Source organism: Brooklawnia cerclae (genome assembly GCF_011758645.1).
In the GTDB taxonomy this organism is placed as follows: Bacteria; Actinomycetota; Actinomycetes; order Propionibacteriales; family Propionibacteriaceae; genus Brooklawnia; species Brooklawnia cerclae.
In genome coordinates this window covers 1,460,311-1,485,117 of sequence record NZ_JAAMOZ010000001.1, presented here as the reverse complement: position 1 = coordinate 1,485,117, position 24,807 = coordinate 1,460,311, and the positions used below count along the sequence as shown (strand labels likewise).

Sequence of the window (24,807 nt, the reverse complement as noted above, 5' to 3'; positions counted from 1 at the left end):
ACATCGTGAGCACCATCATCACCAATGGCACCGTCGTCGCGGAGCACGGGACGGAGACGACCGATCTGCGCATCGACGGCGAACGCATCACCGCCGTCGGCCATGTGACACCCGAGCCGGGTGACGAGGTCATCGATGCCACGGGATGCCTGGTCCTGCCCGGTGGAATCGACACGCACACGCACCTCGACCTCGCGACCCAGGGCACAGTGACCAGCGACGACTTCACCACCGGCACGCGGGCAGCCGTCGCCGGGGGCACCACCCTGGTGATGGATTTCGCCACAGCTCAGAAGGGCGAGACGCTGGCCGAGGGACTCGCCAACTGGCATGCGAAGGCTGACGGACGTTCGTGGTGTGACTACGCCTTCCACTTGGCGATGTTGGAATGGCCGACCGGACGGGCCGCCGAGATCGCCGCCATCGCGGACCAGGGCGTCACCTCGTTCAAGATGTACATGGCCTACCGGCCCGCGATGATGGTTGAGGACGACGAGATCATGCAGGCGCTCCAGGCCACCAGGACTTTCGGCGGCACCATCGGCCTCCACGCCGAGAACGGCCGCCTCATCGACGAGTTGACCAGCGATCGGGTCGCCCACGACGAGGTCTCCGCGTACTACCACCAGCACACCCATCCGGTGGAGGTGGAGCGTGAGGCGATCAACCGTCTGGGGACGATCAGCCATCTCGCCGACGACGCGCCCTGCTATGTCGTCCACCTCAGCAGCGCCGACGGCCTGGCCGAGGTGAACCGGGCCCGGCAGTTCGGCGCCCCGATGGTCGCCGAGACCTGTCCCCAGTACCTGCTGCTGGACGCCGGCAGCTACGGACGGCCCGACAGCGACCTGCGGGAGACCGCCGGTTTCGTCATCAGCCCCCCGCTGCGCGAGCGCACGAATCAGGACGCGCTGTGGGTTGCCCTGGCGGACGGCGGCATCCAGTTCATCGGCACCGACCACTGTCCCTTCAACCTGGACGGTCAGAAGGACAAGGGCGGCAATGACTTCCGCCACATCCCCAACGGCGCCCCGGGCATCCAGTTGCGCATGGCGCTGCTGTACACCTACGGCGTGGTGCCCGGGAGATTGAGTCTGGAGCGATACGCGCAGGTGAACGCGACCAACGCGGCGAAGTACTTCGGCCTCTACCCACGCAAGGGCGTGCTGGCACCTGGCAGCGACGCCGACGTCCTCGTCTACGATCCGCGCGGCACGTGGACCGTGCGCCACGACGACCTGCTGGAGAACGTCGACTACTCCCCTTACGAAGGCTTCCGGATCGAGGGCAGGGTGCGGCAGGTATTGGTCCGCGGCAGATTGGCGGTCGATGACGGGAGGCTGACCGAGGCGGGCCCCGTCGGCGGTTTCGTGGCCTGCGGGCAGTCGCAGCCGCTCGCGGACCGGTCGAGGTGACCGGATCAGTGCGAGTCGCGGTTGCGCCGCAGATAGAAGGTGAAAGCCCCCGGCAGGAACCACGACTCGCTGCAATCGACGAGCCCACCCTCGACGTCCCTGGTCAACTCGCTCATGTGGAGCACGGCCGATCCCCGCGGCGCGTCGAGGTGCCGGGACAGCTCGCGATCGGCCACGACGGGCGTGATGGTGCAGTCGGAGTACTGGGCGCGGTCGCGCGCGATCAGCACGTCCAGGACCGACCCGTACCGCGCGAACTCCTCGGTGAGCTCGTCACGGCCGATGATCGCGGCCGGCACATAGTCGACGATCCATGCGACCCTCTTGTCCCCCCGGGTCTTGGCCCGGCTGATGCGGGTGATGGCGTCCCGGTCGTCCTCGGGGAACTGGAGTCGTACCGGGTCGTCCGCGGGACACTCGTCGATGATCGCGTCGAGCGTCGAGAACGCCTCGCCGGACTGTTCGGCGAATGCGTCGAACGAGACGAGGCGGGTGAGCCTGGAATGGATGGCCTGCGACTGGGGAAGGACGACCGAGCCGGATCCCCGGACGGTGCGGATGTATCCCTGCTCCTGCAGCGACTGCAGGGCCGAGCGGATGGTCACGCGCGAGGCGGCGTAGGTCTCGCAGAGCTCGCCCTCGGACGGCAGCTTGTCGCCCGCCGCGACCTGCCCCGACAAGATCAGATCCTCGAGGATCGCATTGCGGATCTCCACCTGAAGGGGCAGCCGCGTACGCAACCTGACGGCGTTCGGACCATCGTGCAACGACATCAGGGCTCCTCGGGGTTGGGGCGTTTCGATGATTCTAGGCCCACCGAGACGCCGGATCGTTTTCACTGTCGGACCGCAATCCAGTTACTCATTAGTTATCCTACAACTAACCTGAAAGGGTGATCACACCCGTGGACCAGCCCACAGACCCCGGCACCCGCCCCGAAGCCGCCGGCGCGCGGCTCATCGCCAACCCCCTGGTGGACCGCGGCCGCGTCCAGCCGGCCGCACCACGCTGCGTCGCGTTCCACGCGTCGCTGCCGGGCTTCGCGGCGACCCCGGTGGACGACGCCCCTGGAGCCGCCGAGCAGCTCGGGGTCGCTCGCGTCCTGGTGAAGCGCGAGACCGAACGCCTGGGGCTGCCCTCGTTCAAGATCCTCGGCGCCTCGTGGGCGGTCTGCAGGGAACTGGCGCACCGCTGGAATCTCGGGGACGCCGCCGGGGTCGGCTTCCCGCAACTGAAGGACGCTGCGACAGCCCACCCCGAGCTCGTCCTGGTCGCACCCACCGACGGCAACCACGGACGCGCCGTCGCACGCATGGCCCGGCTCCTCGGGCTCCGGTCGATCGTCCTCGTCCCCGCCGGGACGGTCGCCGCACGCAAGGAGGGCATCGCCTCCGAGGGTGCGCAGGTCATCGAGACCACGGGCGACTACGACCAGACGGTCGCGCAGGCAGCGGCCATGGAGGACGGCGTTCATGCCGTCATCTCCGACACCTCGTGGGAGGGGTACACCCGGGCGCCCGCCGACGTGATCGAGGGTTACGCCACGATGATGGCCGAGGTCGTCGAGGCGATCGACGGCGGGCTGATTCCCGAGCCCACCGTCGTCACGGCCCAGATCGGCGTCGGGGGGCTCGCCGCCGCAGTGGCCCGGGGCTTCGCGGCCCGTCCTGCCCGCCTGCTCGTCGGGGTCGAACCGACCTCGGCCGACTGCGTCACGGCCAGCATGGAGGCCGGGCACATCGTCACCAGCCCGGGACCCCAGACCTCGATCATGGCGGGCCTCAACTGCGGTACCCCGTCGGCGATCGCCTGGCCCGATGTCAGTGCCGGGTTCGACGCGATGAGTGTGATCGACGACCAGGCCGCGGCCGAGGCGATGCGCCTGTTGCACCGCGACGGCATCGATGCCGGTGAGAGCGGCGCCGCAGGCCTCGCCGGGCTGCTCGCCCACGCCGACGTCCTGGAACTGCGTCCCACCGACGTCGTCCTCGTCGTCGTCACCGAAGGACCCACAGATCCGATCAACCACCGCCGCATCGTCGACGGGAACTAGGAGGCAAGAAGTGACCATCACGCAAGCGACGTCGTCCGGGACCCTGAAGATCGACGGCGGCAGACTCTGGGATTCCCTGGAGGCACTCGGGAAGATCGGCGCCTACCTCGACGAGGAGACCGGCCTCGTCGGGGTCCGCAGGCTCGCTCTCACCGACCAGGACGTCGCCGGACGCGAGCTGGCGCTCGGATGGATGCGCGAAGCCGGTCTGGCAGTGCGGCTCGATCGCATGGGAAACGTGCGCGCACGCCGTGAGGGGGCGCAGCCCGACCTGGCGCCCATCGTCCTGGGATCACACCTCGACAGTGTCGCCACGGCCGGACGCTTCGACGGCTGCCTCGGCGTGCTCGGCGGCCTCGAGGTGATCAGGACGCTGAACGACGAGGGCATCGGTACCCGGCGGCCGATCGAACTGGCCGTGTGGACCGAGGAGGAGGGCTGCCGCTTCGGCACCGACATGCTCGGCAGCGCCGTGGCCGCAGGACGCATCACCGAGCCCGACGCGCGGGCCCTGACGGACGCCGCAGGCATCAGCGTCGGCGAGGAACTCGACCGCCATGGACTGGTCGGCCCGGTCGCCGTCCCGGTCGATCCCCCCGCCGGCTACCTGGAATGCCACATCGAGCAGGGGCCGATCCTCGGCTCGGAGGGATACCGCATCGGGGTGGTGACCGGCGTCCAGGCGATCCTGTGGCAGCGTCTCACCTTCCACGGGCGCGCCGCCCACGCCGGCACCACCCCGGACGAGTTGCGGCGCAGCGCCACCCTCGCCGCGTCCCTGGTCACCGTGCATCTGGACGACATGGTCAAGTCGGGACGCTTCGGCGAGCTGCGGGCCAGCGTCGGCCGCTTCGAGACATCGCCGAATCTGGTCAACATCGTCGCCGCGGAGGCACTGATCACGGTCGACCTGCGCAATCCCGAGGAGGAGGCCATCCTCGCCGCCCGCGACGAACTCGGCCGCTACTGCCGCGAGGTCTCCGAGCGCACCGGGGTCACGATCGAGGCCGTCACCACCGCCCACACTCCCCCGGCCAATTTCGCCCCGGAGATGATGGACCTGGTCGAGCAGACGGCAGGGGAACTGGGTATGAACAACCGGCGCATCATGTCGGGGGCCGGCCACGACGCCGGCGAGATGGCGGCCATCTGCCCCACCGGCATGGTGTTCGTCCCCGGCCTGTACGACGGCATCAGCCACAATCCGAGGGAGTACTCCACCCCCGAGGCATGCGCCGACGGCGTGAACGTGCTGCTGCACTGCGCGCTCAGCCTGGCGGGACGCGCGTGAGGCTCCTGTGCCTCAACCCCAACGGGTCGGCGACCACCACGGATGTGATCCGCGGGGTCGCCGACTCCTGGGCACACGAACATCCCGGGTGCACCGTGGTGACGCGGTATCTGCCTGGTGCCCCCGAACTCCTGGTCACGCAGGACGATTCGGACGCCGTCGCCGGCCGTGTCCGCGAGCAGATCCGAGACCTTCCGGCGCTCGGGTTCGACGCGATGGTCGTCGCCTGCCACGGCGACCCCGGGCTGCCGGTCGGCAGGGAGGACTCGTCCATACCCGTCGTCGGGGTGGGGTGGGCGTCCATGGCGACAGCGGCGTCCACGGGCAGTTGGGGCGTGATCTGCATCAGCCCCGCCATCGCCGACGACAAGATCGGGCAGGCCGTCCGGTACGGGCTGGGTGCGCCAGATTACCTTGTCGGAGCGGGACGCAACGACTACGAGACCGCGAGCCCCGCAGCTGCGGCAGACCTCACCGCGATCGTGGACGGCATGGTCGCGCGCGGCATCCGCTCCACCGTGCTGGGGTGCGCGACGATGTCTGCCCTCGCTCCTACAGTCCGCGAGCGGACGGGCGCGGACGTCATCGAACCGATTGCCGCGGGCCTGGACGCGGCGATCAGGCTTCTCGCTCGGCGGATGCCGGGAGCCGTCCTACCCGCCGCCCGTTGAGGATCTCTGGCGCGCGGGAATCTCCGCCGATGCCGCAGCCGTGCCGCTGTGTGTGCCAAGGTCGCGGCGGCCGACGCGTTCGGCGAAGGAATCGAGTGCGTCGACGACGTCTTGGGCAATCCACACCCGGTTCCGTCGTCCTCCGCCTGCGCGTCTCAGAATTCCTGCCTCCTCCAACTGTTCGACGGCCCGTTGGGCCGCCGATAGCGCGACGCCTGTGACGGCTTCGACATGGGCGATGTTCACTGCTGGCTGGTTCAGCAGGTGCGGCAGGAGTCGTCTGGCCGCCGACCCACGCCGTGACGGCAGTTGCTCGTTCCAGCCCTCATAGACCTCTTCCAGTTCGTCAACGAGTTGCCGCCCATTACTGATGGAACGGAAGGAGGCATTGACGAACTGTCGGACGATCGTCTCGACATACCCTTCGCGATAGTCGGCCAGCGCGCGGAAGTAACCGGACGTGTCTGTCAGAAGCCCGGCTGAGACCGGAATCGTCAAGGTGCGCGCGGCGCCGGAGCGGCGCAGCATCGCATGGATCAGCGTGCGGCCGACGCGACCGTTGCCGTCGTTGAAGGGATGGATCGTCTCGAACTGCGCGTGCGCGATCGCCACCTGCACAAGCACCGGCAGGTCGACCCGATGCAGGAAAGCAATGAGATCATCGAGCGCCGCCGGGACCCGCGTGTGGTGCGGTGGGACGAACGACGCCGTATGAGGGCTGAGAGCGTTGCTGCCGATCCACACCTGCTGGTCCCGCAGCTTCCCGGGAGTGGCGTACGCATGTCGATCGAGCAGTGCCTCATGAGCAGCGAGGATGGCAGCGACGCTGATGCCGTCGGCCAACTCAACCGCCCGCTTCATAGCGGCGACGTTCGCGGTCACCAATCGGGCGTTCGAACCGGTTTGCGCGTCGATGGCAGCCATCGCCAGCGCGCGTGCGCCAGCCGTCACGCCTTCTATCTCCGATGAGGATGCCGATTCCGTGCGCAACAGCACCGACGCCAGTGGAGCGAGTTCAGCGACTACCTCGTTGCTCTCGTGGCCGACGCGATGCTCCGCGACAGCGGTGACTTCTGCGTCGAAGCGGGTGATCTCGCGAACCGCGTCCTCCGCTTCCGCCTGGAGCCCAGCGTCAATCTGAATTGTGACCCCAGCGATCACGGCGGGCACAACCGCCTGGTAGGGGCCCCGGGCTGACAGTCGCTGGCGGCGCGACGCGGAATGATCCGGTTCGCAGTCCCAGGGATAGGTCTCCCGGCCGACGACAAACTCGGAGTAGTACCCACCTCGTTCTTGGTCCACACGGTTATCTTACACCACCTTATACTAATAAAGTGGTGTAAGGACCGACGGATCCGTCGCGACAGGGACCTCCTCCGAGCGAGCCGATCCGACCGCACCCGCGCCGAGTCGCCTCAGGAGGCCAGCGCCTCGTCGATTCCCCGCATCACCTCGGAGAACCGCTCGCCGACCGACGGCGGAAGGGGCCCCTTCGGCGGGCACGGCTCCCCCACGTCGAACCCCTGCGCGTTCAATGCGAACTTGATGAACGCCGCGGCCGAGTACCTGCCGAAGAGCTCGTTGAGCGGCCACAGCGCCCGCTGAATCCGCCACATCCGGTCGAGGTCCCCCGCCTTCCAGCTGTCGTACAGGGCGACCGACGCCCGGGGAGCGACGCACGCGGGGCCCGACATCCACCCCACTCCCCCGATCTGGAAGACCAGCGCGGGCACATGGGCCGAGGCGGCGAAGACGCTCATGGCAGACCCGACCCGGCCGATGACCGAGTAGAGGCGCCCGGTGTTCCCGGAGGCGTCCTTCAGGTACCGGATGTTGTCGATCCCCGAGAGGCGGACCGCGAGGTCGGCGGTGATGTCGGCCCCGAGCAGCGGGTTCGAATACACGACGATCGGAGCGTCGGTCGCCTGCGCCGCCGACGCGAAGAACGCGTACTGCTCATCGGCGGTCAGCGGGAAATACCGCTGCAGGATGACGACGAACGCGTCCGCCCCGGCGTCCTCGTAGCGACGGATCTGGGCCGTGACGTCCTCGCTCGAGAACGCGGCGACACCCACCACCACGGGGACCCTCCCGGCGACGGCCGCGACGACCGCCTGCACCATCTCGAGCCGCTGTTCCGGCGTCAGGTACATGACCTCACCGGTCGACCCGAGCGGGGAGATGCCCGTCACCCCCTCGGCGAGGAGGTGCTCCACGAGCCTGCGGACGCTCGCAGCGTCGACATGTGAGGCGTTGATGGGCGTAGGGACGTACGGGACGATCCCCGCCAGTGGTGGTGTCGATGTCATGCGATTGCTCCCTCCGGGATCATCGTGCCCCGTCGGCGGCGAACGTGCGCGAGATCAGTTCGTAGAACCGTTGCCCGTCCGAGTTGACCGCGACGTTGGCGTTGATCGGTGCTGCGCCCTTCTTGGTGTTGTGGAGATCGACGACCAAACGCCCGTCGGCGATCCCACCGGCGATGTCGATGTCGACGTTGGCCTCGATGTACTCGGTGACAACGGCAGGATCGATCAGGTAGGCGACCGCCATCGCGTCGTGCACCGGTGCCATGTCGTTCTCGTACCGGTAGAGGAGCGTGCTCGACACGGTACCCGGGGTATGCCGGAGCTCGGAGTTGTGGGCGCTCAGATCGTTGACCTGCAGACCCCGTACGCGTAGTTCAACGAGGTCGGCGGTGTAGTCGGCCCACGGAGTACCGATCGCTCGCAGGTCTGTGCACTGGTCGAGAGTGATGCAGGCACGCCACGTGGCGTCCAGCGGGAGGATCATCGTGGGGATCGTGGTGTCGAGGACGATCTTCGCCGACTCGGGGTCCGCGTAGAAGTTGAACTCGGCAGAGGCGCTCGCGTTCGATCCGGCCACACCGCCGCCCATGATGACCAACTGCTTGATCTTCGACTCGATCTTGGGTTCGAGGCGAAGAGCCAACGCGATGTTGGTCAACGGTCCCACCGCTGCGATCGAGATGTCACCGTCGGAGGCCATGAGAGTCTCGACCAGCCATTGGGCCGCCCTCACCGGCTGAGGCTTGATGGTCGCTTCCGGTAGCTGCAGGTAGTCGCCGTGGCTGTCGTTGCGGGTGACGCGCGGTAGATCGGGCTTACGCGACTTGATGAGGCCGCTGACCAGTGCGGTCTCCGCGCCGGCGAACACCGGGATGTCCTGCCCGAGGAACTGGACGACGCGCAGGGCGTTCTCCAGGGTCTTCGGCAGAATGCGATTCCCGTTGACCACGGTGATACCCAGGAGATCGATGGCAGGTGACAGCGCCGCGAGCATGACCGCCACCGCGTCGTCGGAGCCGGGGTCGCAGTCGAGGATTGTCTTGATCGGGCTCATGATGAGGATTCCTTCCCTTCTAAAAGGTCAGTTGAGGATGAGGGACGCGACGAGAACGGTCGCGAACGAGATGACCTGCAGTGGCAGCGTCCGCTTGACGACGCTCATGACGTCCTGTCCGGCGTAGCCGGCGATGGCGATGGTCGCACCGGCGACCGGGGAAGCTGCCCGGCCGATCGCGGCACCGAGTTCCATCGGGATGAGGAAGCCGATCTGGGCCACACCGAGCTTGGCCGCGATGCCGGGGGCCAGCGGTCCGAAGGCGAACCACGACGCCGCGCCGGAACCCATGATCATCGCCGCACCGAAGCAGATGACGGCCATGAGGACGATGGTGATGACCGCCGCGCCCCTCAGATCCGAAGCCGCGTCCGCGATGATCGTGATGCCACCGAGCTTGTTGATGCCTGCCGCGAAAACCGACGCGCTGATGATGATCATGACGACGTTCGCGAATGCCGTGCCCATAGCCTTGCAGACGACTGCCATGTCGCCGGGCACCTGACGCCAGTCCTTGCGGCGGATCATCTCGATGACGAAGACGGCCAGTAGCGAGATGAAGTTCGCGGTGACGACGTCGATATCGATGGTCGGAAGAAAGTACGAGACGACCACGATGACGATCGGAAGGGCGGGCAGGAGTGCGTACCACCCGGGCACGTCCGGGTTCGTCGGCGTCGTCTTCTCCACCGGCTGCTCGTCGCCACGCTCGATCGCCCTGCGATCGACCCGGCTGTAGTAGATCGGGATGAGGATGGCGAGCACCACAATGGCGACAAGGACGACCTTGAACTGGTAACGGACGAACAGGTCGACGACGTCCATTTCGGCTGTCTTGGCCGCGAAGAGCGTGCTGCCGTCCACGGGACCCCAGTCGAAGCAGACGAGCGTCAGCAGCGACGCCGCCGTGAGCGGATGGATGCCGATCGCTGTGAGGATCGGGAACGTGCTGGCGAGCAGCAGCATGGCCACGCCCGCCTGGCTCGTGATGACCAACTTCAGGAAACAACCGACGACGAAGACACCACTCAGTACGAGGTAGGGGTTCTTCAGCTTGCCGAGGGGCCGGGTCGCCACATAGGCCAACTTGTCGGACGACTTGATGTGGGCCATGTAGACCGCGTAGCCGGTGACGGTCATGATGATCGCCCCCACGCCGGAGACCGTGCTGCTGAAGGACGCGGTGATCTCGCCGAACACATCGAGGAAAGCATTTCCGAGTGTGTCGTCGCCGAGCACCGACTCGCCGTCGATCAGCGTCGCGACGAGCAGGATGAGGACGCCTGAGATGAAGAACGTGAAGATCGGGTTCACGCGTTTGAGGATCAGCGCCGCGACGGCGACGACGCAGGCCAGGGTCAGTATGACGAGGAAGATCTGCATTTTTTCTCCGAGATCCGTGTGCTGTGGGTTTCGTCGCCGCAGCCAGGTCCACGCCCCATCGCGTGAAGGCCTATCAAGACGGATAGTGCTGCGCCGCCTGAGTCGGGCGAGCCGATCGCGGCTCTCCGACGCCGGTCAAATGGAGGATCACTCCACGCAAGTCACTGCGGTTCCCCCTTCTCGACGGGCTCGTCCCACACGCAGCCGCAAGAACTGCGGCGAACGAGTTGGGGTGGCAGAAGAGTCGGGGTGGGTGAGGGGGCCTTGCCGTTGGCTTGTTCGACAACGCATTCGACTGCGAGTCGCGCCAGCTTGTCGATCGGCTGAGCGACGGTCGTCAGCCTCGGGCGCGAGTACTTTCCCTCGCGCGCACCGTCGAACCCGATGACGGCGATGTCGTCGGGGACGCGGAACCCCGCCTCCTGGATCGCCTGGAGCGCACCGAGCGCCTGGACGTCGGACGAGGCGAAGATCGCGTCGGGAAGGTGCTCGGCCTTCTTCACGATGTCTGCCGCGATCCGGTAGCCGCTCTCGAACCGGAACGTGCCGCGGACGACGTCGCCGGCCACGCCGTCGATTCCGGCGCAGGCTTCCCGATATCCCTCGACGCGCAGATCGGCCGAAGAGAGCCCTTTGGGCCCTCCGATGCAGAAGATGTTCCGGTAACCGTGGTTGAGCAGGTGCTTGACGGCGATCTTGGCACCGAGCAGGTTGTCGACCGCGATGGTGTTGGCGACACTGCCGTCGCCGTTGCGGTCGAGCCGCGACGAGGGGATACCGGAACCCTCGATGAGCGCCTGCGCCTTCTTCGAGATGCCCCCGAAGTTCGTCGAGGTCACGATGACGCCGGTCACCTGCAGGTCGGTGAGAGACCGGATGTACTCCTCCTCCCGCGCAGGGTCGTTGTCGACGCTGGCGAGCAGGAGCATCAGACCGCGCTCGAAACAGTGGCGTTCGACCGAGCGCGCAAGCTCCGCGAAGAAGGGGTTCGTGATGTCGGGAACCATCATCCCGACGAGGTCCGTGCGCCCCCGCCGCAGGCCACCGGCCAGTTTGTTGGGGCGGTAGCCGATCGACTCGGCGGCGTCGAGGATCCTCCGCCTGGTCGAGTCGGACAACTTGCCGCTGCGTTCGTCGAAGGCGTAGCTGACGGCGGCCACGGACACCCCGGCCAGCCTCGCGACGTCGGCGCGGGTCGGTGTTCCTCTGTTCATGGTGCAACCTCCATTGGTCTGAACGGTAGGTTACTCGAATAACCTAACTACAGCAACCACTTTTCATTCAGGTTGCAGGGACACTCAGTTGTTCGTGTAACTTGGGATCGCGTCGCCGCAGAGAGAATGGTGTGTCCAGTGAGGGATGACAGCAGAAGTCGCGTATTCGTCGTCGGGTCGGTCAACATCGACGTCCGCCTGGGTGTCGAGGCGATGGCCAGGCCTGGGGAGACCGTCCTGTGCTCCGATCTCGGACGCAGTGTCGGTGGTAAGGGTGCCAACCAGGCGGTAGCCGTCGCCTCCCTCGGGGCGCCCACGGCGTTCATCGGCGCGGTCGGCGACGACGACGCAGGACGCGACGCACGCGCCCACCTCGTGCGCTCCCACGTGGACACCGGAGGTCTGCAGACGGTGGGTCGGCGGACCGGCCTGGCCGTCATCCAGGTCCTTCCGTCCGGGGAGAACGCCATCCTGGTCGCACCAGGGGCCAACGGAGCGATCGATCGCGACTTCCTGGCCGGGCAGCTGGCCGGGCTGACCTCGCGGGACCTAGTGATCACACAGCTCGAGATCGAGGTGGAACGGGTGGACGAGGCCCTGCACGCCGCCCGCGACCACGGGGCCCTGACGTTCCTCAACGCAGCCCCTGCCCGCAAGCTCGATCGTGCTCTCCTGGAGCTGGTCGACGTTCTCGTCGTGAACGAACTTGAAGGAGCGGAGTTGTCCGGCCTGCCCGAAACAGACGCGGGCAGCGAAGCCGGGCTGAGAGCTCTGCGCAGCCTGGGGCCGCAGGCGGTCATCCAGACGCTTGGCGCGCAGGGCGCGTCCTACCTCGACGCTGCCGGATCCTTCGGGCGCGTTCCCGCCATTTCGACGACGGTCGTCGACACGACAGGCGCGGGTGATGCCTTCGTGGGTGCAGCGGCCATCGAGTACCGGGCCACAGCAGACCTGGCGGCCGCCTGTCGTTTCGGTGCCGAGACGGCAGCCCGTTGCGTCGCACAGTACGGGCCCTTGGTGGCGCAGGACTGACCTGGTTTCCCCGGCCGGGGAACAGGGACGAATCAGGCCGTGTGGTCGGCGAAGTAGTCGTCCGCCAGGATGGCATAGACCGCAGAATCGACCAGTCCCTGATTCGACCGATCGCCTGCTCGCAAGGTGCCCTCATATCGCATGCCGCACGCGGCCATGACCCTGCCCGAGAACACGTTGCGCGGATCATGGCTCGCCGCGACCCTGTTCGCGCCGACCTGTTCGATCAGGAAGGAGATCACGGCGGCGAGCGCCTCGCTCGTATATCCCCGATGCCACCAGGGTCGTCCGAGGCAGTAGCCGATCGTCTTCATGGCGATGGCGTCGTCGGCCTCGACGACGCTGATGTCACCGATCAGCTGACCGGTGTCCCTCAGTTCGATCCCCCAGTCGTAGGTGGCCGGGTCGGCATACGCAGCGACACGCGAGGCCAGATAATCCCGGGTGTCGGCACAGGTCGCGTGGGGTTGCCAGGTCAGGTAGGTCGTGACCTCGGGATCGCCGGCCCAGTTCGTGTGCATCTGTCCGGCATCGTCCACCGCGAGACGCCGCAGGCTCAAACGTGCGGTCGTGAGGGTTCGGGTGCCGAGATCGTGCATATCCACTCGCGTCAGCCTAGCGACGACGGTCGCCGCGTCCGGAACACCCTCGCGCGGTATCGTTCCGGTTCACGCATTCCGCGCCTCACGACCACCTAGGTTTTGTCGTCCTCGTCCCGGATGACGACCCGACCAAGACCTCGGATCGCACGGCTTGCTCCGGTGCTTCTGTATGGCCGAGAGACCTCACACCCACGCAGATGATGGCCGACCGCGCTTCCTCTGTCAGACTGAGGTGGTGCGAGCGAGCGTGGGATGGATGAACAGGCACCAAGTGCCCCTCTATCTCATCGCACTCCTCGCAGGCGCAGCCATCGGGCTCGCCGTTCCCGGAATCTCCACTCCCCTGGAGAAGCTGATCAATCCCGTGCTGGGGCTGCTCTTGTACGCCACCTTCCTGGGAGTGCCGTTCGCCCGGATCGGACAAGCCCTCCGCGACTGGCGGTTCCTGACGACCGTCGTGGTCGTCGACTTCTTCCTGGTTCCACTGGTCGCATTCGCGTTGTCCCGCGTCGTCGCCGACGACCAGGCGTTGCTGGTCGGAGTCCTCCTCGTCCTGTTGACCCCCTGTGTGGACTACGTGATGGTGTTCACCGGCCTGGCCGGTGGCGCCAACGACAGACTCCTGGCCGCAGCGCCGATCCTCATGCTGGGACAGATGCTCCTGCTGCCCGTGCAACTGCGGTCGATGGTCGATACCGCCGTCGTCCAGGCGATCGACCTCGCACCGTTCGTCCACGCGTTCGTGTTCCTGATCGCCGTACCGCTCGCCGCGGCCGGCCTCACCCAGTACGCCGACGCCCGCTGGGGTGCGGTGCATGCCATCCGCCAGGCGACACTCGGAGCCATGGTGCCGCTGATGATGCTCACCCTGGCGATCGTCGTCGCCTCGCAGATCGGCGGCGTCGGTCACCGAATCGGCTCCCTGACCCTGGCGATCCCGCTCTTCGTCCTCTTCGCGGCGATCATGGTCCCGATCGGGTCGGCCGCCGGTCAGGTCGCTCGGCTGGACGTGCCCGGCAGGCGAGCGGTCGTATTCAGCGGGGTGACACGCAACTCCCTGGTCGTCCTGCCGCTGGCCCTCGCACTCCCGGACGAGTTCGATCTCGCCCCGCTCGTCGTGGTCACCCAGACCCTGGTCGAACTCGTCGTCATGGTCGTCTTCGTCCGACTGATCCCGGCGCTGATCGCGGCCCCGGGGCAACCGCGATCGGTGGACACGCCAGCATGAGGGTGACGTCGGCCGATCTGCATCCCGAGCTGCGCAGGGTGTATCGCCTCATGCCGAACCCGCCAGTCGCACGGCGCTGGCAACGCCGTCTCGTTCGCGCGGGCGTGGCATTGCTGCCCGAACCGACCGTCCCGGCGGACATCCGTTACGGCTGCGTCGATCTGGGTCGTGGCGTGCGGGTGCATCTCTTCGCACCCACCTCGCCCGGCCCTGACGCAGCGTTGCTGTGGATCCACGGCGGTGGCATGGTGATCGGATCAGCGGCCCAGGACTACTCGATGTGCCTCCGCGTCGTCGGCGAACTCGGGATCGTGGTCGCGTCGGTCGACTACCGGCTCGCTCCGGAGCATCGATTCCCCGCCCCGCTGGACGACTGCCACCGGGCATGGACATGGCTCCTCACCCACGCGGCCGACTACGGGGTCGACCCCACGCGCATCGCCATCGGTGGGCAGAGCGCCGGGGGCGGGCTGGCCGCGGGCCTGGTCCAACGCGTCCACGACGAGGGTGGCATCCAGCCCGTCGCCCAGTGGCTGTTCTGCCCGATGCTCGACGACCGGACCGCCGCGAACCGGCGGCTGGACGACGTGCACCACTTCCTGTGGGACAACCGCTCGAATCGAACTGGTTGGAGCGCTTATCTGGGACGCCAGCCCGGTGGCGCGGCCGTCCCGCCCTACGCGTCCCCGAGCAGACGAGAGCACTTCGAGGGACTCCCGGCGACCTGGATCGGTGCCGGCGACATCGAGTTGTTCTACGCCGAGGATCGTGCCTACGCCGATGCCCTGAGTGCCGCAGGCGTCGACTGCACGTTCGACGTCGTCCCCGGGGCCCCGCACGCCTTCGAATCCCTCGCCTCCGGCACGACCGTGGCACGCGAATATACGCAGCAGGCCCATTCCTGGCTCGGACGAAGGCTCGGCCCCGCGGCGAAGCCGTCGTGACGCCGCCCTCGACGGCACTCGCCTGCTTGCCCGGCTCGTGAGAACCGTGACGGGCCACGGACACACGGCAAAGTGGGGGCTACTGTCTCCGGCCGATGCCAGGCGCATCGCGAGGGACGCTCCGGACCACTCCGATCCTCCCGACCCTGCGCCGTATGCGCCGGGTCAGCCAATGCGTCAGCGCCGTGAAAGCGCCGGCAGCCGCCACGGCGAACCCGAACCCAGCCAAGCCGTCAGCCCCGAGCACTAGGGCCACGGCCAACCCGATCAAGCCACCGATTGCCGGTGCGACCCTGTCCACGGCGAGCAACCATCTCTGGCCCACTCCGGTCCCTGGCGGATACACCTCGATCTCCCGGACATATACACCGTGACAGGCACCGGTGGCACGCGACCAACCCCATGGTTGGTCGCCCGTCACGATGCACTCGAACCGCGATGCCCATTGCGTGGCCTCCGGAGGATCAAGTTTGGCGATGCCCATGTTTCGGGTCTACGACGATCCACCCGCACGAGCGGCCGCCCGTACGGAACGCATACGAGGCCTTCAAGGAATCAGCACGCCTTCCTCATGGACGCTCGCGGCCGGTCCACCGGACTCCGCCACTGATGTGGCGAGGCATCCCCTCACCGCATCAGTGGCGGGCAGACCTACAGGGTCTGCGCGACGATCTGGGAGAGTTCCACGAGCCGGTTGGAGAAGCCCCACTCGTTGTCGTACCAGGCGAGGATCTTCACCTGACCGCCGACGACCTCGGTCAGCGGGGCATCGAAGATGGCCGAATGCGGATTGCCGACGATGTCACTGGAGACGATCGGGGCCTCGGAGTATTCGAGGTAGCGCGAAAGCTCCGGCGAAACCGCGGCCGCCCGGAATGCCTCGTTGACCTCGCCCACGGTGACCTTCCTCGACAGCACGGTGGTGAGGTCGGTGATCGACCCTACGGGAACAGGCACGCGCAGGGCGAACCCGGTGAGCTTGCCGTCCAGTTCGGGGATGATCTTGCCGATCGTCCGCGCGGCCCCCGAAGAGGTCGGAATCGTGGACAAGGCAGCAGCACGCGCCCTGCGAAGATCGCTGTGGGGGGCGTCCTGGAGCCGCTGATCGCTGGTGTAGGCGTGGACCGTCGTCATGAGACCCGACTCGATACCGAAGGCGTCGTTGAGTACCTTCGCCATCGGTGCGAGGCAGTTCGTCGTGCACGACCCGTTGGAGAAGACGTCGGAACCCGACGCGGCGATGGCCTCGGTGTTGACGCCCAGGACGATCGCCGGCACGTCGCCCTTCGCGGGCGCCGAGATGATCACCTTGCGCGCCCCGCCCACGAGATGCTTGCGTGCGCTGTCCGCATCGGTGAACCTACCGGTGGACTCGATGACGACGTCTGCGCCGACCTCTCCCCACGGGATGAGTGAGGGATCACGCTGAGCAAAGACGCGAATGCGCGAATCGCCGACGATGATGCTGTCCTCGTCGACGGACACCCCCTCGAGATGACCGGACACCGAGTCCCACTCGAGCAGAGTCGCCAGCGTCTTCACGTCGGTGATGTCGTTGACCGCGACCACCTGGACGTCGGCATCGTTGCGCAATGCCGCTCGCAGGTAGCTACGGCCGATGCGCCCGAAACCGTTGATGCCAACTCGAACCGTCATGATCTCTCCTTGTGTTGATGTGATTGATGATCGTGTGCGGGCTCGGCCGCCCTCGGAGGCTCCCGGACCGCCTCCAGAAGCGTGATCATTCCCCGGATCGCAGCGTCCATCGGCTCCTGGGACCCCCGGGCACGGGCGAGCACATAACCGCCCTGGATGACCGCGATGAGCGTGCGGGCCAGCTCTTCCGGGACGACGCTCGCCGGCAGTTCCCCGTCGGCGACAGCCTCGGCGATGACCGCGCACCAGCGGTCGGCGATGGCGTCGAAAGCCCCGTCGACCATCTCGATCAGCTCGGAGTCGGCCACCACCTGCGGATCCTGCGTCATCCGCCCGACACGGCAGCCACGCGTACCCTCGCGCGGCTTGGACAGGTAACGCTCCATTCGGTCGACGGGTGAACCGTCACCGGCGAGAGCGTCTGCCTTGCCCACCGCCTCGTCGACCACCGCACTGAAGGCCTCGACCGCGAGTTCGTGTTTGCCCGCGAAATGGTGGTAGATGCTTCCCTGCCCCACGCCCGCCCGCGTCATCACGTCCTTCGGGCTGGTGGCCGCGTAACCACGCTCCCACAACAGGGAGGCCATCGCCTCGGTGAGTCGTTCGCGTGATGACATGCCTCCATTGTAACTACTGGTATGTACAGATGCCGAAAGCCGCGTCACGGATGTTGGGGCCAAGATCTGCGGATCGAAGGGGCAACAACCCGTGGCCGGCTTGATTGCCGTGACTCAGTTCCTTCAAATTCTGAGGCACTCCGCGCATGGGCTCGCTGACTACGCCTTTCGTGGCGAAGTGCCGCAGGATCGGCCAAATTGCAGGAACTGTGTCACGGGCACGGGTCGAGCCACGCCTCCACTTCGGGCGTGTCAGGCGAGTTGCGGGCCGAATCTGGCGCATTTCGGTCGATCCGGTCGTCGAAGAAACTCGCGAGGACGTCGGGGGTGGGCTTTCCCGCTGCCAGAACCAGGAACGGTCCCCAGCGGATGGCTACCATCGACGCCATGCATGTCGTCCGACGCGGAACCGGAACGCCTCTCGTCCTGCTCCACGGGTTCAGCCTCGATCACCGAGCCCTCCTGCCCCTGGACACGGTCATCGACCAGGCCGGCGACTGGGAGCGCCTCTACGTCGACCTTCCCGGCCACGGGAGGACGCCCGTCGGTGACGTGAACAGCGCGGACGATGTCGCCGCCGCGGTCGAGGACGAGATCCGCACCCGCGTAGGCACCAGGCCGTTCGCAGTGCTGGGCAACTCCTTCGGCGGAATGATCGCTCGCCGGGTGGCCCACGACCTGCGCGACCAGGCACTCGGCCTCGCGACGCTGGCAGGTGTCTTCGTCGCCGATCACGATCACCGTGATGTCCCCGACCGAACGGTGCTGCATGAGGCACCGCGGGTCGTCGAGTCCCTCGGGAACGCGGGCGAGGAGTACGCCGAGTTGGCGGTCGTCCAGAGCGCGGACAACGCACAGGCGTTCCTCAAGTGGATCCAACCCGGACTCGAGGCCGCAGACCAGGAAGCGCTGGCCCGGATCTCGGAGCGATACGACCTGGCCGAAGAGCCCGAGACGGCCTCGCTCACGCCGTTCACGCGTCCAACGCTGATCGTCACCGGGCGCCAGGACCAGGTCGTCGGCTACCGGGACGCGTGGGCCAGCGTGGAGCACTACCCGCGCGCCACGTTCGCCGTGCTCGACACCGCCGGGCACAACGTCCACCTCGACCGCGCCTCACTCGTCGCCGCGCTCGTCACCGACTGGCTCGAGCGCGTCAGCGCCGAACCCCGTCAGTGAATCGCGCCCCGAAAGCCCCGCGACCGCGTGCCCGACGCCTCAGTGGCCCGTCCTCGCCCGCAACCGCAGCTCCCTGTCCTCGGGTCTCAGCCGAGGACAATCCGCACAATTGGCCTTCCCCGGCACCTTGTACAGCAGGCAGCAGGAATTGCGCCGTACCCAGACCGAGTCCACGTCCGGAGGCAGATCGGGCAGCGTGGTGAAGCGCGGCATGGGAATGCCGGGACGGCCGAGCGAGTTCACGAGTTCCCCGGCTGCTTCCCGAGCCCTGGGCACCTGTCCCGTGGCTTTGCCGAGCCACAGCAGCCGGTTCGCGAGCGAGTCGACCGCCATGGCCCACAACCGCCGTTCTCCCCTGCCGCAGACGCGCACCACTTGCGTTATCACCTGGTCGAGCGTGTCCGCCATCCCCGGGCCGAGGGCGCCGGAGGCCGTCGCGGTCGAGGTCGCACCCACGATGCGGCTGTCCGCCCGCCAGTGGAGCCGGATGTCGGCGAGCGCCGGGCTGAGTGTTTGCTCGGCGAGGAACCAGGTGGCGATCGTCGGTAGGACGATCCAGTTGCTGGCCGAATACCACCACAAAGTGCCCAGCACGAACGGATCGTCGATACCCCAGATGAGACCGCGCAACCTGATCTGCTCGTCCAGCCAATCGCCGTCGAGTACGCTGCTGGCAGCCACCGCGCGGGCATCGTCGGGCAGAACGAGGAAATGGCGCTCGGCTACGGGTAGGAGGTCCAGCACCTGCTGCGTCAGCGCCTCGGCCTGGCCCGGCTCACCGGTCATGACAGCCCTCGTTCCCAGAGCCCACGAGCCGCCCGTCGCGCATGAACAGGACACGATCGGCGACCGAGCTCAGAAGCGCGACGTCGTGGCTCACGACTATCTGGGCCACGTGCTGCCGGTCGCTCACACCCCGCAGGAGACGCATCATCGCCTGCGCGGTCCTCACGTCCAGACTGGCGGTGGGCTCGTCGGCGACGATCAGCGCCGGCTCGGCGATGACGGCTCTGGCGATCGCGACGCGCTGAGCCTGCCCCACCGAGAGTTGCCTGGGATGCGCGGTGACGTCGACGCCCTCGAGTCCGACGCGGTCGAGGCATTCCCGGGCCGCATGCATACGCTCGGAGCGACCTATGCGGCGTCCCACCGTCAGCGGCTCGGTGATGGTACGCCAGATCGGCCACCTGGCATCCAGCGACGTCACCGGATCCTGGAAGACCGGCATGATGCTGCCTGCCCCCGGGCGGCGAGCCCCGCTGTCACCCCACACGACGGTTCCCGAGTCGGGCGCCTCGGCCCCGGAGAGCAGCCGGAGCAGCGTCGACTTGCCTGATCCGGACGGTCCCACCACCCCGACGATCTCGCCGCCGCACACCTCGATGTCGGCGGACCGGACGGCGGTGTGCCTCACCCCGGACGCCTCGTAGGTCTTCGTGACCCCCGACGCCCGGACGACCTGCGCCCCTTTCGGGGCCTCCCGGCGGGCCAGCGGCGTACGGACGCCGGCAGCCAGGAGAAGCCGGGTCTGCTCGTGGCGCGGGGAGCCGAGCACCTCCGCCACAGTGCCGTGCTCGACGATCCGTCCCTCGTGCATCACCACGATCCGATCGGCATGCCTGCCCGCCAGCGCCAGGTCGTGGGTCACGAACAGGAGGGATCGGCTACGGGCACGAAGCACTGCCATCACGGTGTCGGCGAGGTCGGCGTCCAGCGCGCTGGTCGGCTCGTCCGCGATGGTGACGAGCGGATCGAGCAGTGTGCTGGCGACGATGGTCGCGCGCTGGAGCATTCCCCCGGACCATTGGTGTGGGTGCTGAGAGAGCCGCAGCTCCGCCTCGGGGACGCCGACGTCTCGCAGTTGACCAGCCAGCTGCCGGTGATCGGGGTGCATGCCGTGGATCAGCAACGGCTCCCGGACGTGGTGACCGACCGTCCGCAACGGGTCGTAGGCACCGTAGGGGTCCTGGGCGACATAACCGAGTTGGCGAGCGCTGAACCTGCGGCGCTGCTTGCCAGGCATGCGTAGGAGGTCGATCCCCGACACCAGGACGCTCCCCGACACCTTTGCGCGCGGATCGAGCAGATCCTGGACGGCCCGCACACAGGACGTCTTGCCACACCCCGACTCGCCGACCAGCGCGACGCTCTCGCCCTCGTCCACCGTGAAGCTCACCCCGTGAACCGCCTCGTGCCCACCGGGGTAGCTGACACGAAGGTCCGTCACTCGAAGGTTCGGGAGACTCATGAGAACTCCCGGAGGTCCGCGCAGTCCCGCAGTGCGTCGCTGATCAGGGTGACGCTGGTGACCACGACGACCAGGCCCACGCCCGGGCCGATGAGCAGCCATGGAGCGACACTGAGGTCGATCCGGCTCTCGTTGAGCATGCTCCCCCATTCGGCGGTCGGCGGCTGGACGCCGAGCCCCAGGAACGACATGCCTGCCAGCCCGAGGATGGTCTCGCCCAACCCGAGCGTCGCCGAGATCAGCCCGTAGACGAGCACCGACGGGAACACGTGCCCGGCGGCTGTCCGGACCCTGCTCACCCCGGCCATCCGGGCCGCGATCACGTCGCCCCGGTGACGGGATTCGAGCGACAGCGAACGGCACAGCTTCGCCAGGCCGGCCCATCCGGTCAACGACATGGCGAGGACGAGGTTCGTCAGCCCGGGGCCGAGCGCGCCGACGATCGCCAGCGCCATGACCAGCGAGGGCAGCCCGAGCATCACGTCGCAGCAGCGGCAGACGACGGTATCCACCCAACCGCCGATCAGGCCCGCGCCCACCCCGAGGCAGATGCCGATCGTCGTCGTGACCGCGAAGACCACCAGGGAGGCGAGTATCGATACCCGGGCCCCGTAGATCGTCCGGGCGAGCACGTCGCGTCCGTCGGAGTCGGTGCCGAGCGGAAACTGCAGGGAAGGCGCCAGAAGCTGCTCCGAGTACCGGGTCGCATCGGGATCGCCGACCAGCGACGGGCCGAATGCGGCCACACCCACCAGCACCACCACCCCGGCCGCGCCGAGCACGAAACCGCGATGGTGCAGCAGGCGTCCCAGCAGGCCACTGGTCCGGCTCTCCTCCCAGGCGATGTTCCTGCCCAGGGTGGCGAGAATCACACTCATGCGACCACACCTCCGGGTGCCTTCCGCAACCGTGGATCGAGCAGTGTCAACGCGATGTCGGTGAGCACGCTGACAACGACGAAGGTCGTGACCGCCAGCATCGTGTAGCAGACGACCACCGGCGCGTCCCCGGCATTGATCGCCTGCACCGTGTACGCCCCGATGCCGGGCCAGGTGAAGACCGCCTCGACGATCGGGGCCCCGCCCAGCAATCCCGCCGCGCCCATCGCGACCACCGTCACCCAGGGCGGCAAGGCATTGGGTAGCCCGTGGACGAGCAGCTGGCGCGCCGACGAGGCTCCGCGGGCGCGGCAGATCTGCATGTAGGGGGCAGACCTGGCCTCCAGCATCGCGGCCCGGAGCACACGCGCCCAATAACCGGCCGACCCGCAGGCAAGCGTCATCGCGGGCCACCCGACAGTGCGCCACGTGCCGTCGGAGACGACCACTCCCCACTTCAGACGAAGCACGAGCACATTGAGCACGAGCAGACCGAACAGGAAGCTCGGGACGATGACCATGGCCAGCGTGACGACACGGACCAGCGTGTCGGCCAGGCGCCGGTGGGCGCTGGCGGCGGCGATCCCCAACACCGCCGACAGCACCACCGCGAGGACCATGCTCACGCCGGTCAGCAGGCCCGTGGCGGGGAGCCGCTTGGCGATCTCCTCCACCACGGGGCGGCCTGACTTCCACGAGATCCCGAAGTCCCCATGCATCCAGGCCACCAGCCAGTTCCAGTACCGCAGCGCCGGAGGATCGTCCAACCCGAGTTCCGCGCGCATCGCCGCCACCTGGTTCGGGTCGGGTTCCAGTACTCCCCTGGCCCGCAGGACGCCCTCGGCCGGGTCGCCCGGGGCGAGCATGAGCATGGCCCAGACCAGGATGCTGGTGATCACGAGCGTGGCGGCTGCGGCGCAAAGGCGCCGCAGCACGATCCGAGCCATCAGGTCAGGCGTCGGCCGAGGTGTCGGCGTCGACCCAGAGGTTCGCCGTCGGCACCTGATAGCCGGCCCAGGCCGGTCCGGCGACCACGCCGGGAATCCGCATGCCCAGGAAACCCATGTACGCCCCGTCACCGACCCTGCTCTGGATCTCGCGCAACAACTCGTCGCGCTGGTCCGTGTCCATCTCCACGGCGACCTGATCGATCAGCGTGTCGAGCTCCGGGTCGTCGATGCCGTAGAAGTTCTTGGGCCCGTCGCTGGCGAAGTAGTTCTGCAGCGAGCTGATCGGATCGCCCGCGAACGACGTGGTGCCGTTGCCGGCGATCGCCAGATCCCAGTCGGTTCCGGAATCGCTCATCGCCGCGCTCAGATCGGGTACCTGGTTGATCTCGATGGTGATGCCGAGTTCCTTGAGCTCCGACTGGATCGCCAGCGCGAGCGTGTCCGTGTCGGGCTGACTCGGGTAGGTGAGCAGCGTCAGCGTCAGGAGCTGTCCGTCCTTCACCATCCGGCCCGAGTCGTCCTTCTGGTATCCGGCCGCGGCAAGGTAGGACGCCGCCGCGTCCAGGTCGGTCTGCTGAATGTCGACCGCATAGGAGGCGTTCGGCGAGTACATGCCGGTGGCCACCTGGTAGAGCCCGCCCATGACGTCCTCGGCCAGTTCCCGGTAATCGATGCCGTTCAGCACTGCCTTGCGCACGTCCACGTCGGCGAGTTCCGGCTGGTTCTGGTTCAGGTTCAGCTGGAAGGTGGGGCCCTTGGGGGTGCCGGTCACCCAGTAGGAGTCCTCGCGTCCGGCCAGATTCTTGGCGGCCTTGGTGGGCGGATACAGTGCGAGGTCGGCCTCGCCGTTCTGCACCGCGAGGATGCGGGAATCCTCCTCGGCGATGAACTTCACCGTCACCTCCTGCAGCGCGGGTGTGCCGCCCCAGTAGTCGGAGTCCGCAGGCATGACCAGCTCCTGCGAGTCCAGGGACTCCACCACGTAAGGACCGGTGTAGATCTGGGCCGCGATCAGCGCCTCGGGGTCTCCCTTCGCCCCCTCATAGGCGTCCTGGTCGTAGATGACGAACTTGGACTCGTCGGCCAGCGTGAAGGGCATGTTGGGGGCCGGCGCGGACGTCGTCAACGTCACCTCCAGGTCGCCGGTCGCCTCGACCGTCGCGTCCGCGATCGGCGCCAGCCCCGAGTTCTCCGTCAGCTGGTAGGCCATGACGGCGGCAAGTGCCTGCGCGTCGAGCGGATCGCCGTTCTGGAACCTGATCCCGTCCTTCAGCGTCAGCCGCCACGTGAGGTCGTCCACGCTTTCCAGCTTCTCGAGCAGCCACGGCTCGGGGTCACCGCCCAGCACCGGCCGCATCAGCAGTTCGCTCCAGCCGAACTCGTTGCCCCAGAACCCGTTGTCGAGCGGATCTATGTCGTCGATGCTGAACCCGGTCGCCAACGTCAGCGTCGTGGGGCTCTCGCCGGATTGCGAGCCGGCGTCCGAGGATGTGCCGGACGAGCCGCATCCGGCGGTGATCAGCAGAACGGCCGCGGCCATTGCGGCAGACAGTCTGATTCGGGCTCTGGACCTTCGTGATTCGAGTTGCGCCACGGCAACGTCCTTCCATAGTGGCGCCGCAGTCACAGAACGAGTCGGTTCGGTGAGGCTTCCAGTCAGTTCACGTGACCACGGCCCATACGTCGTCGGCAGGTCTTCGGGCTCGGAGTCATCCGTCCGACAGCGCCTTCCCAGATCTCTCCAGTGGCGTAGTGCTGCCAGACGTCGTCCTTACCGCTGCGTGCCAGCTCCGGATTCACACCGGATTCCCTTGCATCGTGGTGATGCGACCGACTTGAGCAGGCTAGCAGCAGGTCTCGGAAGGCTCGCACCGGGGTTGGAATGCGCTTGCCGATCCCCGAGTCGAGGTCTCTCGTCATCATCCGGCTCGCCCCGGCTGATAGGCTCGCCGCATGGAGATCGAGGTCGACAGAATCTAGCCACCGCATCGCCGGTGGCCTCCACCCGTTGAAGCGTGATCTACGCCGCGGTGGATGGCCCTCCTCTCCGTCCCACTGCGCGCCCGTCACCACATGACGCTGT

Annotated in this window: 23 protein-coding genes and 1 riboswitch; of the genes, 8 read left to right on the top strand and 15 right to left on the bottom strand. The window is 67.5% G+C overall.

Annotated features, from left to right (window positions below; translation table 11 throughout):
• The first annotated feature begins 5 nt into the window (after positions 1–5).
• Complete coding sequence (gene hydA, locus FB473_RS06840; protein WP_167165860.1) at positions 6–1,415, top strand: dihydropyrimidinase; 1,410 nt, start codon at positions 6–8, stop codon at positions 1,413–1,415.
• Between the two features lie 5 nt (positions 1,416–1,420).
• Here the strand turns inward: hydA and FB473_RS06835 are convergent, their stop codons facing one another.
• A complete protein-coding gene (locus FB473_RS06835) occupies positions 1,421–2,188 on the bottom strand; it encodes a GntR family transcriptional regulator (RefSeq protein WP_167165858.1) in 768 nt (255 codons plus the stop codon).
• 119 nt (positions 2,189–2,307) lie between these two features.
• Between FB473_RS06835 and FB473_RS06830 the strand changes: the two genes are divergently transcribed.
• From FB473_RS06830 to FB473_RS06820, 3 genes are read left to right on the top strand one after another with little or no spacing between them, the layout of a single operon-like run.
• Complete coding sequence (locus FB473_RS06830) at positions 2,308–3,468, top strand: diaminopropionate ammonia-lyase (protein WP_208390466.1); 1,161 nt, start codon at positions 2,308–2,310, stop codon at positions 3,466–3,468.
• A 10-nt stretch (positions 3,469–3,478) separates the two neighbouring features.
• Entirely contained in the window at positions 3,479–4,759 is a 1,281-nt protein-coding gene (locus tag FB473_RS06825; RefSeq protein ID WP_208390465.1) for a hydantoinase/carbamoylase family amidase, read from the top strand.
• Positions 4,756–5,430 (top strand): aspartate/glutamate racemase family protein, encoded by a 675-nt coding sequence (locus FB473_RS06820; RefSeq protein WP_167165856.1) that lies wholly within the window; start codon positions 4,756–4,758, stop codon positions 5,428–5,430. Before FB473_RS06825 ends, FB473_RS06820 begins: the two co-directional genes overlap by 4 nt.
• Here the strand turns inward: FB473_RS06820 and FB473_RS06815 are convergent.
• From FB473_RS06815 to FB473_RS06795, 5 genes are all read right to left on the bottom strand, one after another.
• Positions 5,413–6,732 carry a Fic family protein gene (locus tag FB473_RS06815; protein WP_167165854.1) on the bottom strand — a complete coding sequence of 440 codons (1,320 nt, stop codon included), beginning with the start codon at positions 6,730–6,732 and terminating at the stop codon, positions 5,413–5,415. The two genes, FB473_RS06820 and FB473_RS06815, sit on opposite strands and share 18 nt — an antisense overlap.
• Positions 6,733–6,845: 113 nt before the next feature.
• Positions 6,846–7,739, bottom strand: a complete 894-nt coding sequence (locus FB473_RS06810) for a dihydrodipicolinate synthase family protein (RefSeq protein ID WP_167165852.1) — start codon at positions 7,737–7,739, stop codon at positions 6,846–6,848.
• Between the two features lie 19 nt (positions 7,740–7,758).
• Complete coding sequence (locus FB473_RS06805) at positions 7,759–8,793, bottom strand: nucleoside hydrolase (protein WP_167165850.1); 1,035 nt, start codon at positions 8,791–8,793, stop codon at positions 7,759–7,761.
• Between the two features lie 27 nt (positions 8,794–8,820).
• Complete coding sequence (dcuC, locus tag FB473_RS06800) at positions 8,821–10,176, bottom strand: C4-dicarboxylate transporter DcuC (protein ID WP_167165848.1); 1,356 nt, start codon at positions 10,174–10,176, stop codon at positions 8,821–8,823.
• A 161-nt stretch (positions 10,177–10,337) separates the two neighbouring features.
• Positions 10,338–11,390, bottom strand: coding sequence for a LacI family DNA-binding transcriptional regulator (locus FB473_RS06795; RefSeq protein WP_167165846.1), 1,053 nt, complete (start codon positions 11,388–11,390; stop codon positions 10,338–10,340).
• A gap of 138 nt (positions 11,391–11,528) precedes the next feature.
• Between FB473_RS06795 and FB473_RS06790 the strand changes: the two genes are divergently transcribed.
• Positions 11,529–12,422 (top strand): PfkB family carbohydrate kinase, encoded by an 894-nt coding sequence (locus tag FB473_RS06790; RefSeq protein ID WP_167165844.1) that lies wholly within the window; start codon positions 11,529–11,531, stop codon positions 12,420–12,422.
• A gap of 32 nt (positions 12,423–12,454) precedes the next feature.
• Here FB473_RS06790 and FB473_RS06785 read toward each other — a convergent pair whose 3' ends face one another.
• A complete protein-coding gene (locus FB473_RS06785) occupies positions 12,455–13,021 on the bottom strand; it encodes a GNAT family N-acetyltransferase (RefSeq protein WP_167169236.1) in 567 nt (188 codons plus the stop codon).
• Positions 13,022–13,280: 259 nt separating this feature from the next.
• Between FB473_RS06785 and FB473_RS06780 the strand changes: the two genes are divergently transcribed.
• Together FB473_RS06780 and FB473_RS06775 are read left to right on the top strand one after the other, a co-directional pair.
• Positions 13,281–14,252 (top strand): arsenic resistance protein, encoded by a 972-nt coding sequence (locus FB473_RS06780; RefSeq protein WP_243863497.1) that lies wholly within the window; start codon positions 13,281–13,283, stop codon positions 14,250–14,252.
• A complete protein-coding gene (locus tag FB473_RS06775; RefSeq protein ID WP_167165840.1) occupies positions 14,249–15,196 on the top strand; it encodes an alpha/beta hydrolase in 948 nt (315 codons plus the stop codon). Before FB473_RS06780 ends, FB473_RS06775 begins: the two co-directional genes overlap by 4 nt.
• Positions 15,197–15,275: 79 nt before the next feature.
• On the opposite strand, the gene FB473_RS18585 is transcribed toward FB473_RS06775, so the two are convergent.
• The 3 genes from FB473_RS18585 to FB473_RS06765 all read right to left on the bottom strand — a co-directional run bounded on the left by FB473_RS18585 (position 15,276) and on the right by FB473_RS06765 (position 17,469).
• Positions 15,276–15,680, bottom strand: coding sequence for a DUF6611 family protein (locus FB473_RS18585; RefSeq protein ID WP_376837202.1), 405 nt, complete (start codon positions 15,678–15,680; stop codon positions 15,276–15,278).
• 167 nt (positions 15,681–15,847) lie between these two features.
• On the bottom strand, positions 15,848–16,852 hold the full coding sequence (gap, locus tag FB473_RS06770) for a type I glyceraldehyde-3-phosphate dehydrogenase (protein WP_167165838.1): 1,005 nt from the start codon (positions 16,850–16,852) through the stop codon (positions 15,848–15,850).
• Complete coding sequence (locus FB473_RS06765; RefSeq protein WP_167165836.1) at positions 16,849–17,469, bottom strand: TetR/AcrR family transcriptional regulator; 621 nt, start codon at positions 17,467–17,469, stop codon at positions 16,849–16,851. The genes gap and FB473_RS06765 overlap by 4 nt, the downstream gene beginning before the upstream one ends.
• A 387-nt stretch (positions 17,470–17,856) precedes the next feature.
• Here FB473_RS06765 and FB473_RS06760 point away from each other — a divergent pair, with 387 nt between their 5' ends.
• Positions 17,857–18,648, top strand: a complete 792-nt coding sequence (locus tag FB473_RS06760; protein ID WP_167169232.1) for an alpha/beta fold hydrolase — start codon at positions 17,857–17,859, stop codon at positions 18,646–18,648.
• A gap of 39 nt (positions 18,649–18,687) precedes the next feature.
• On the opposite strand, the gene FB473_RS06755 is transcribed toward FB473_RS06760, so the two are convergent.
• The 5 genes from FB473_RS06755 to FB473_RS06735 are packed head-to-tail and all read right to left on the bottom strand — an operon-like array spanning position 18,688 to position 24,264.
• Positions 18,688–19,434, bottom strand: a complete 747-nt coding sequence (locus FB473_RS06755) for a (2Fe-2S)-binding protein (RefSeq protein ID WP_167165834.1) — start codon at positions 19,432–19,434, stop codon at positions 18,688–18,690.
• A complete protein-coding gene (locus tag FB473_RS06750) occupies positions 19,424–20,896 on the bottom strand; it encodes an ABC transporter ATP-binding protein (protein WP_167165832.1) in 1,473 nt (490 codons plus the stop codon). The genes FB473_RS06755 and FB473_RS06750 overlap by 11 nt, the downstream gene beginning before the upstream one ends.
• Entirely contained in the window at positions 20,893–21,774 is an 882-nt protein-coding gene (locus tag FB473_RS06745) for an ABC transporter permease (RefSeq protein ID WP_167165831.1), read from the bottom strand. Before FB473_RS06745 ends, FB473_RS06750 begins: the two co-directional genes overlap by 4 nt.
• Positions 21,771–22,709 (bottom strand): ABC transporter permease subunit, encoded by a 939-nt coding sequence (locus FB473_RS06740; protein ID WP_208390464.1) that lies wholly within the window; start codon positions 22,707–22,709, stop codon positions 21,771–21,773. The genes FB473_RS06745 and FB473_RS06740 overlap by 4 nt, the downstream gene beginning before the upstream one ends.
• Before the next feature lie 16 nt (positions 22,710–22,725).
• A complete protein-coding gene (locus tag FB473_RS06735; protein ID WP_167165826.1) occupies positions 22,726–24,264 on the bottom strand; it encodes an ABC transporter substrate-binding protein in 1,539 nt (512 codons plus the stop codon).
• A gap of 131 nt (positions 24,265–24,395) precedes the next feature.
• A riboswitch (cobalamin riboswitch) is annotated at positions 24,396–24,574 on the bottom strand.
• Between the last annotated feature and the right edge of the window lie 233 nt (positions 24,575–24,807).

Bases quoted from the DNA above. Each gene is read 5' to 3' on its own strand.
- FB473_RS18585 (WP_376837202.1), bottom strand. From the start codon at position 15,680: ATGGGCATCGCCAAACTTGATCCTCCGGAGGCCACGCAATGGGCATCG.
- FB473_RS06755 (WP_167165834.1), bottom strand. From the start codon at position 19,434: ATGACCGGTGAGCCGGGCCAGGCCGAGGCGCTGACGCAGCAGGTGCTG.
- FB473_RS06735 (WP_167165826.1), bottom strand. From the start codon at position 24,264: ATGGCCGCGGCCGTTCTGCTGATCACCGCCGGATGCGGCTCGTCCGGC.
- gap (WP_167165838.1), bottom strand. From the start codon at position 16,852: ATGACGGTTCGAGTTGGCATCAACGGTTTCGGGCGCATCGGCCGTAGC.
- dcuC (WP_167165848.1), bottom strand. From the start codon at position 10,176: ATGCAGATCTTCCTCGTCATACTGACCCTGGCCTGCGTCGTCGCCGTC.
- FB473_RS06805 (WP_167165850.1), bottom strand. From the start codon at position 8,793: ATGAGCCCGATCAAGACAATCCTCGACTGCGACCCCGGCTCCGACGAC.
- FB473_RS06765 (WP_167165836.1), bottom strand. From the start codon at position 17,469: ATGTCATCACGCGAACGACTCACCGAGGCGATGGCCTCCCTGTTGTGG.
- FB473_RS06780 (WP_243863497.1), top strand. From the start codon at position 13,281: ATGAACAGGCACCAAGTGCCCCTCTATCTCATCGCACTCCTCGCAGGC.
- FB473_RS06775 (WP_167165840.1), top strand. From the start codon at position 14,249: ATGAGGGTGACGTCGGCCGATCTGCATCCCGAGCTGCGCAGGGTGTAT.
- FB473_RS06760 (WP_167169232.1), top strand. From the start codon at position 17,857: ATGCATGTCGTCCGACGCGGAACCGGAACGCCTCTCGTCCTGCTCCAC.
- FB473_RS06785 (WP_167169236.1), bottom strand. From the start codon at position 13,021: ATGCACGATCTCGGCACCCGAACCCTCACGACCGCACGTTTGAGCCTG.
- FB473_RS06835 (WP_167165858.1), bottom strand. From the start codon at position 2,188: ATGTCGTTGCACGATGGTCCGAACGCCGTCAGGTTGCGTACGCGGCTG.
- FB473_RS06810 (WP_167165852.1), bottom strand. From the start codon at position 7,739: ATGACATCGACACCACCACTGGCGGGGATCGTCCCGTACGTCCCTACG.
- FB473_RS06750 (WP_167165832.1), bottom strand. From the start codon at position 20,896: ATGAGTCTCCCGAACCTTCGAGTGACGGACCTTCGTGTCAGCTACCCC.
- FB473_RS06745 (WP_167165831.1), bottom strand. From the start codon at position 21,774: ATGAGTGTGATTCTCGCCACCCTGGGCAGGAACATCGCCTGGGAGGAG.
- FB473_RS06795 (WP_167165846.1), bottom strand. From the start codon at position 11,390: ATGAACAGAGGAACACCGACCCGCGCCGACGTCGCGAGGCTGGCCGGG.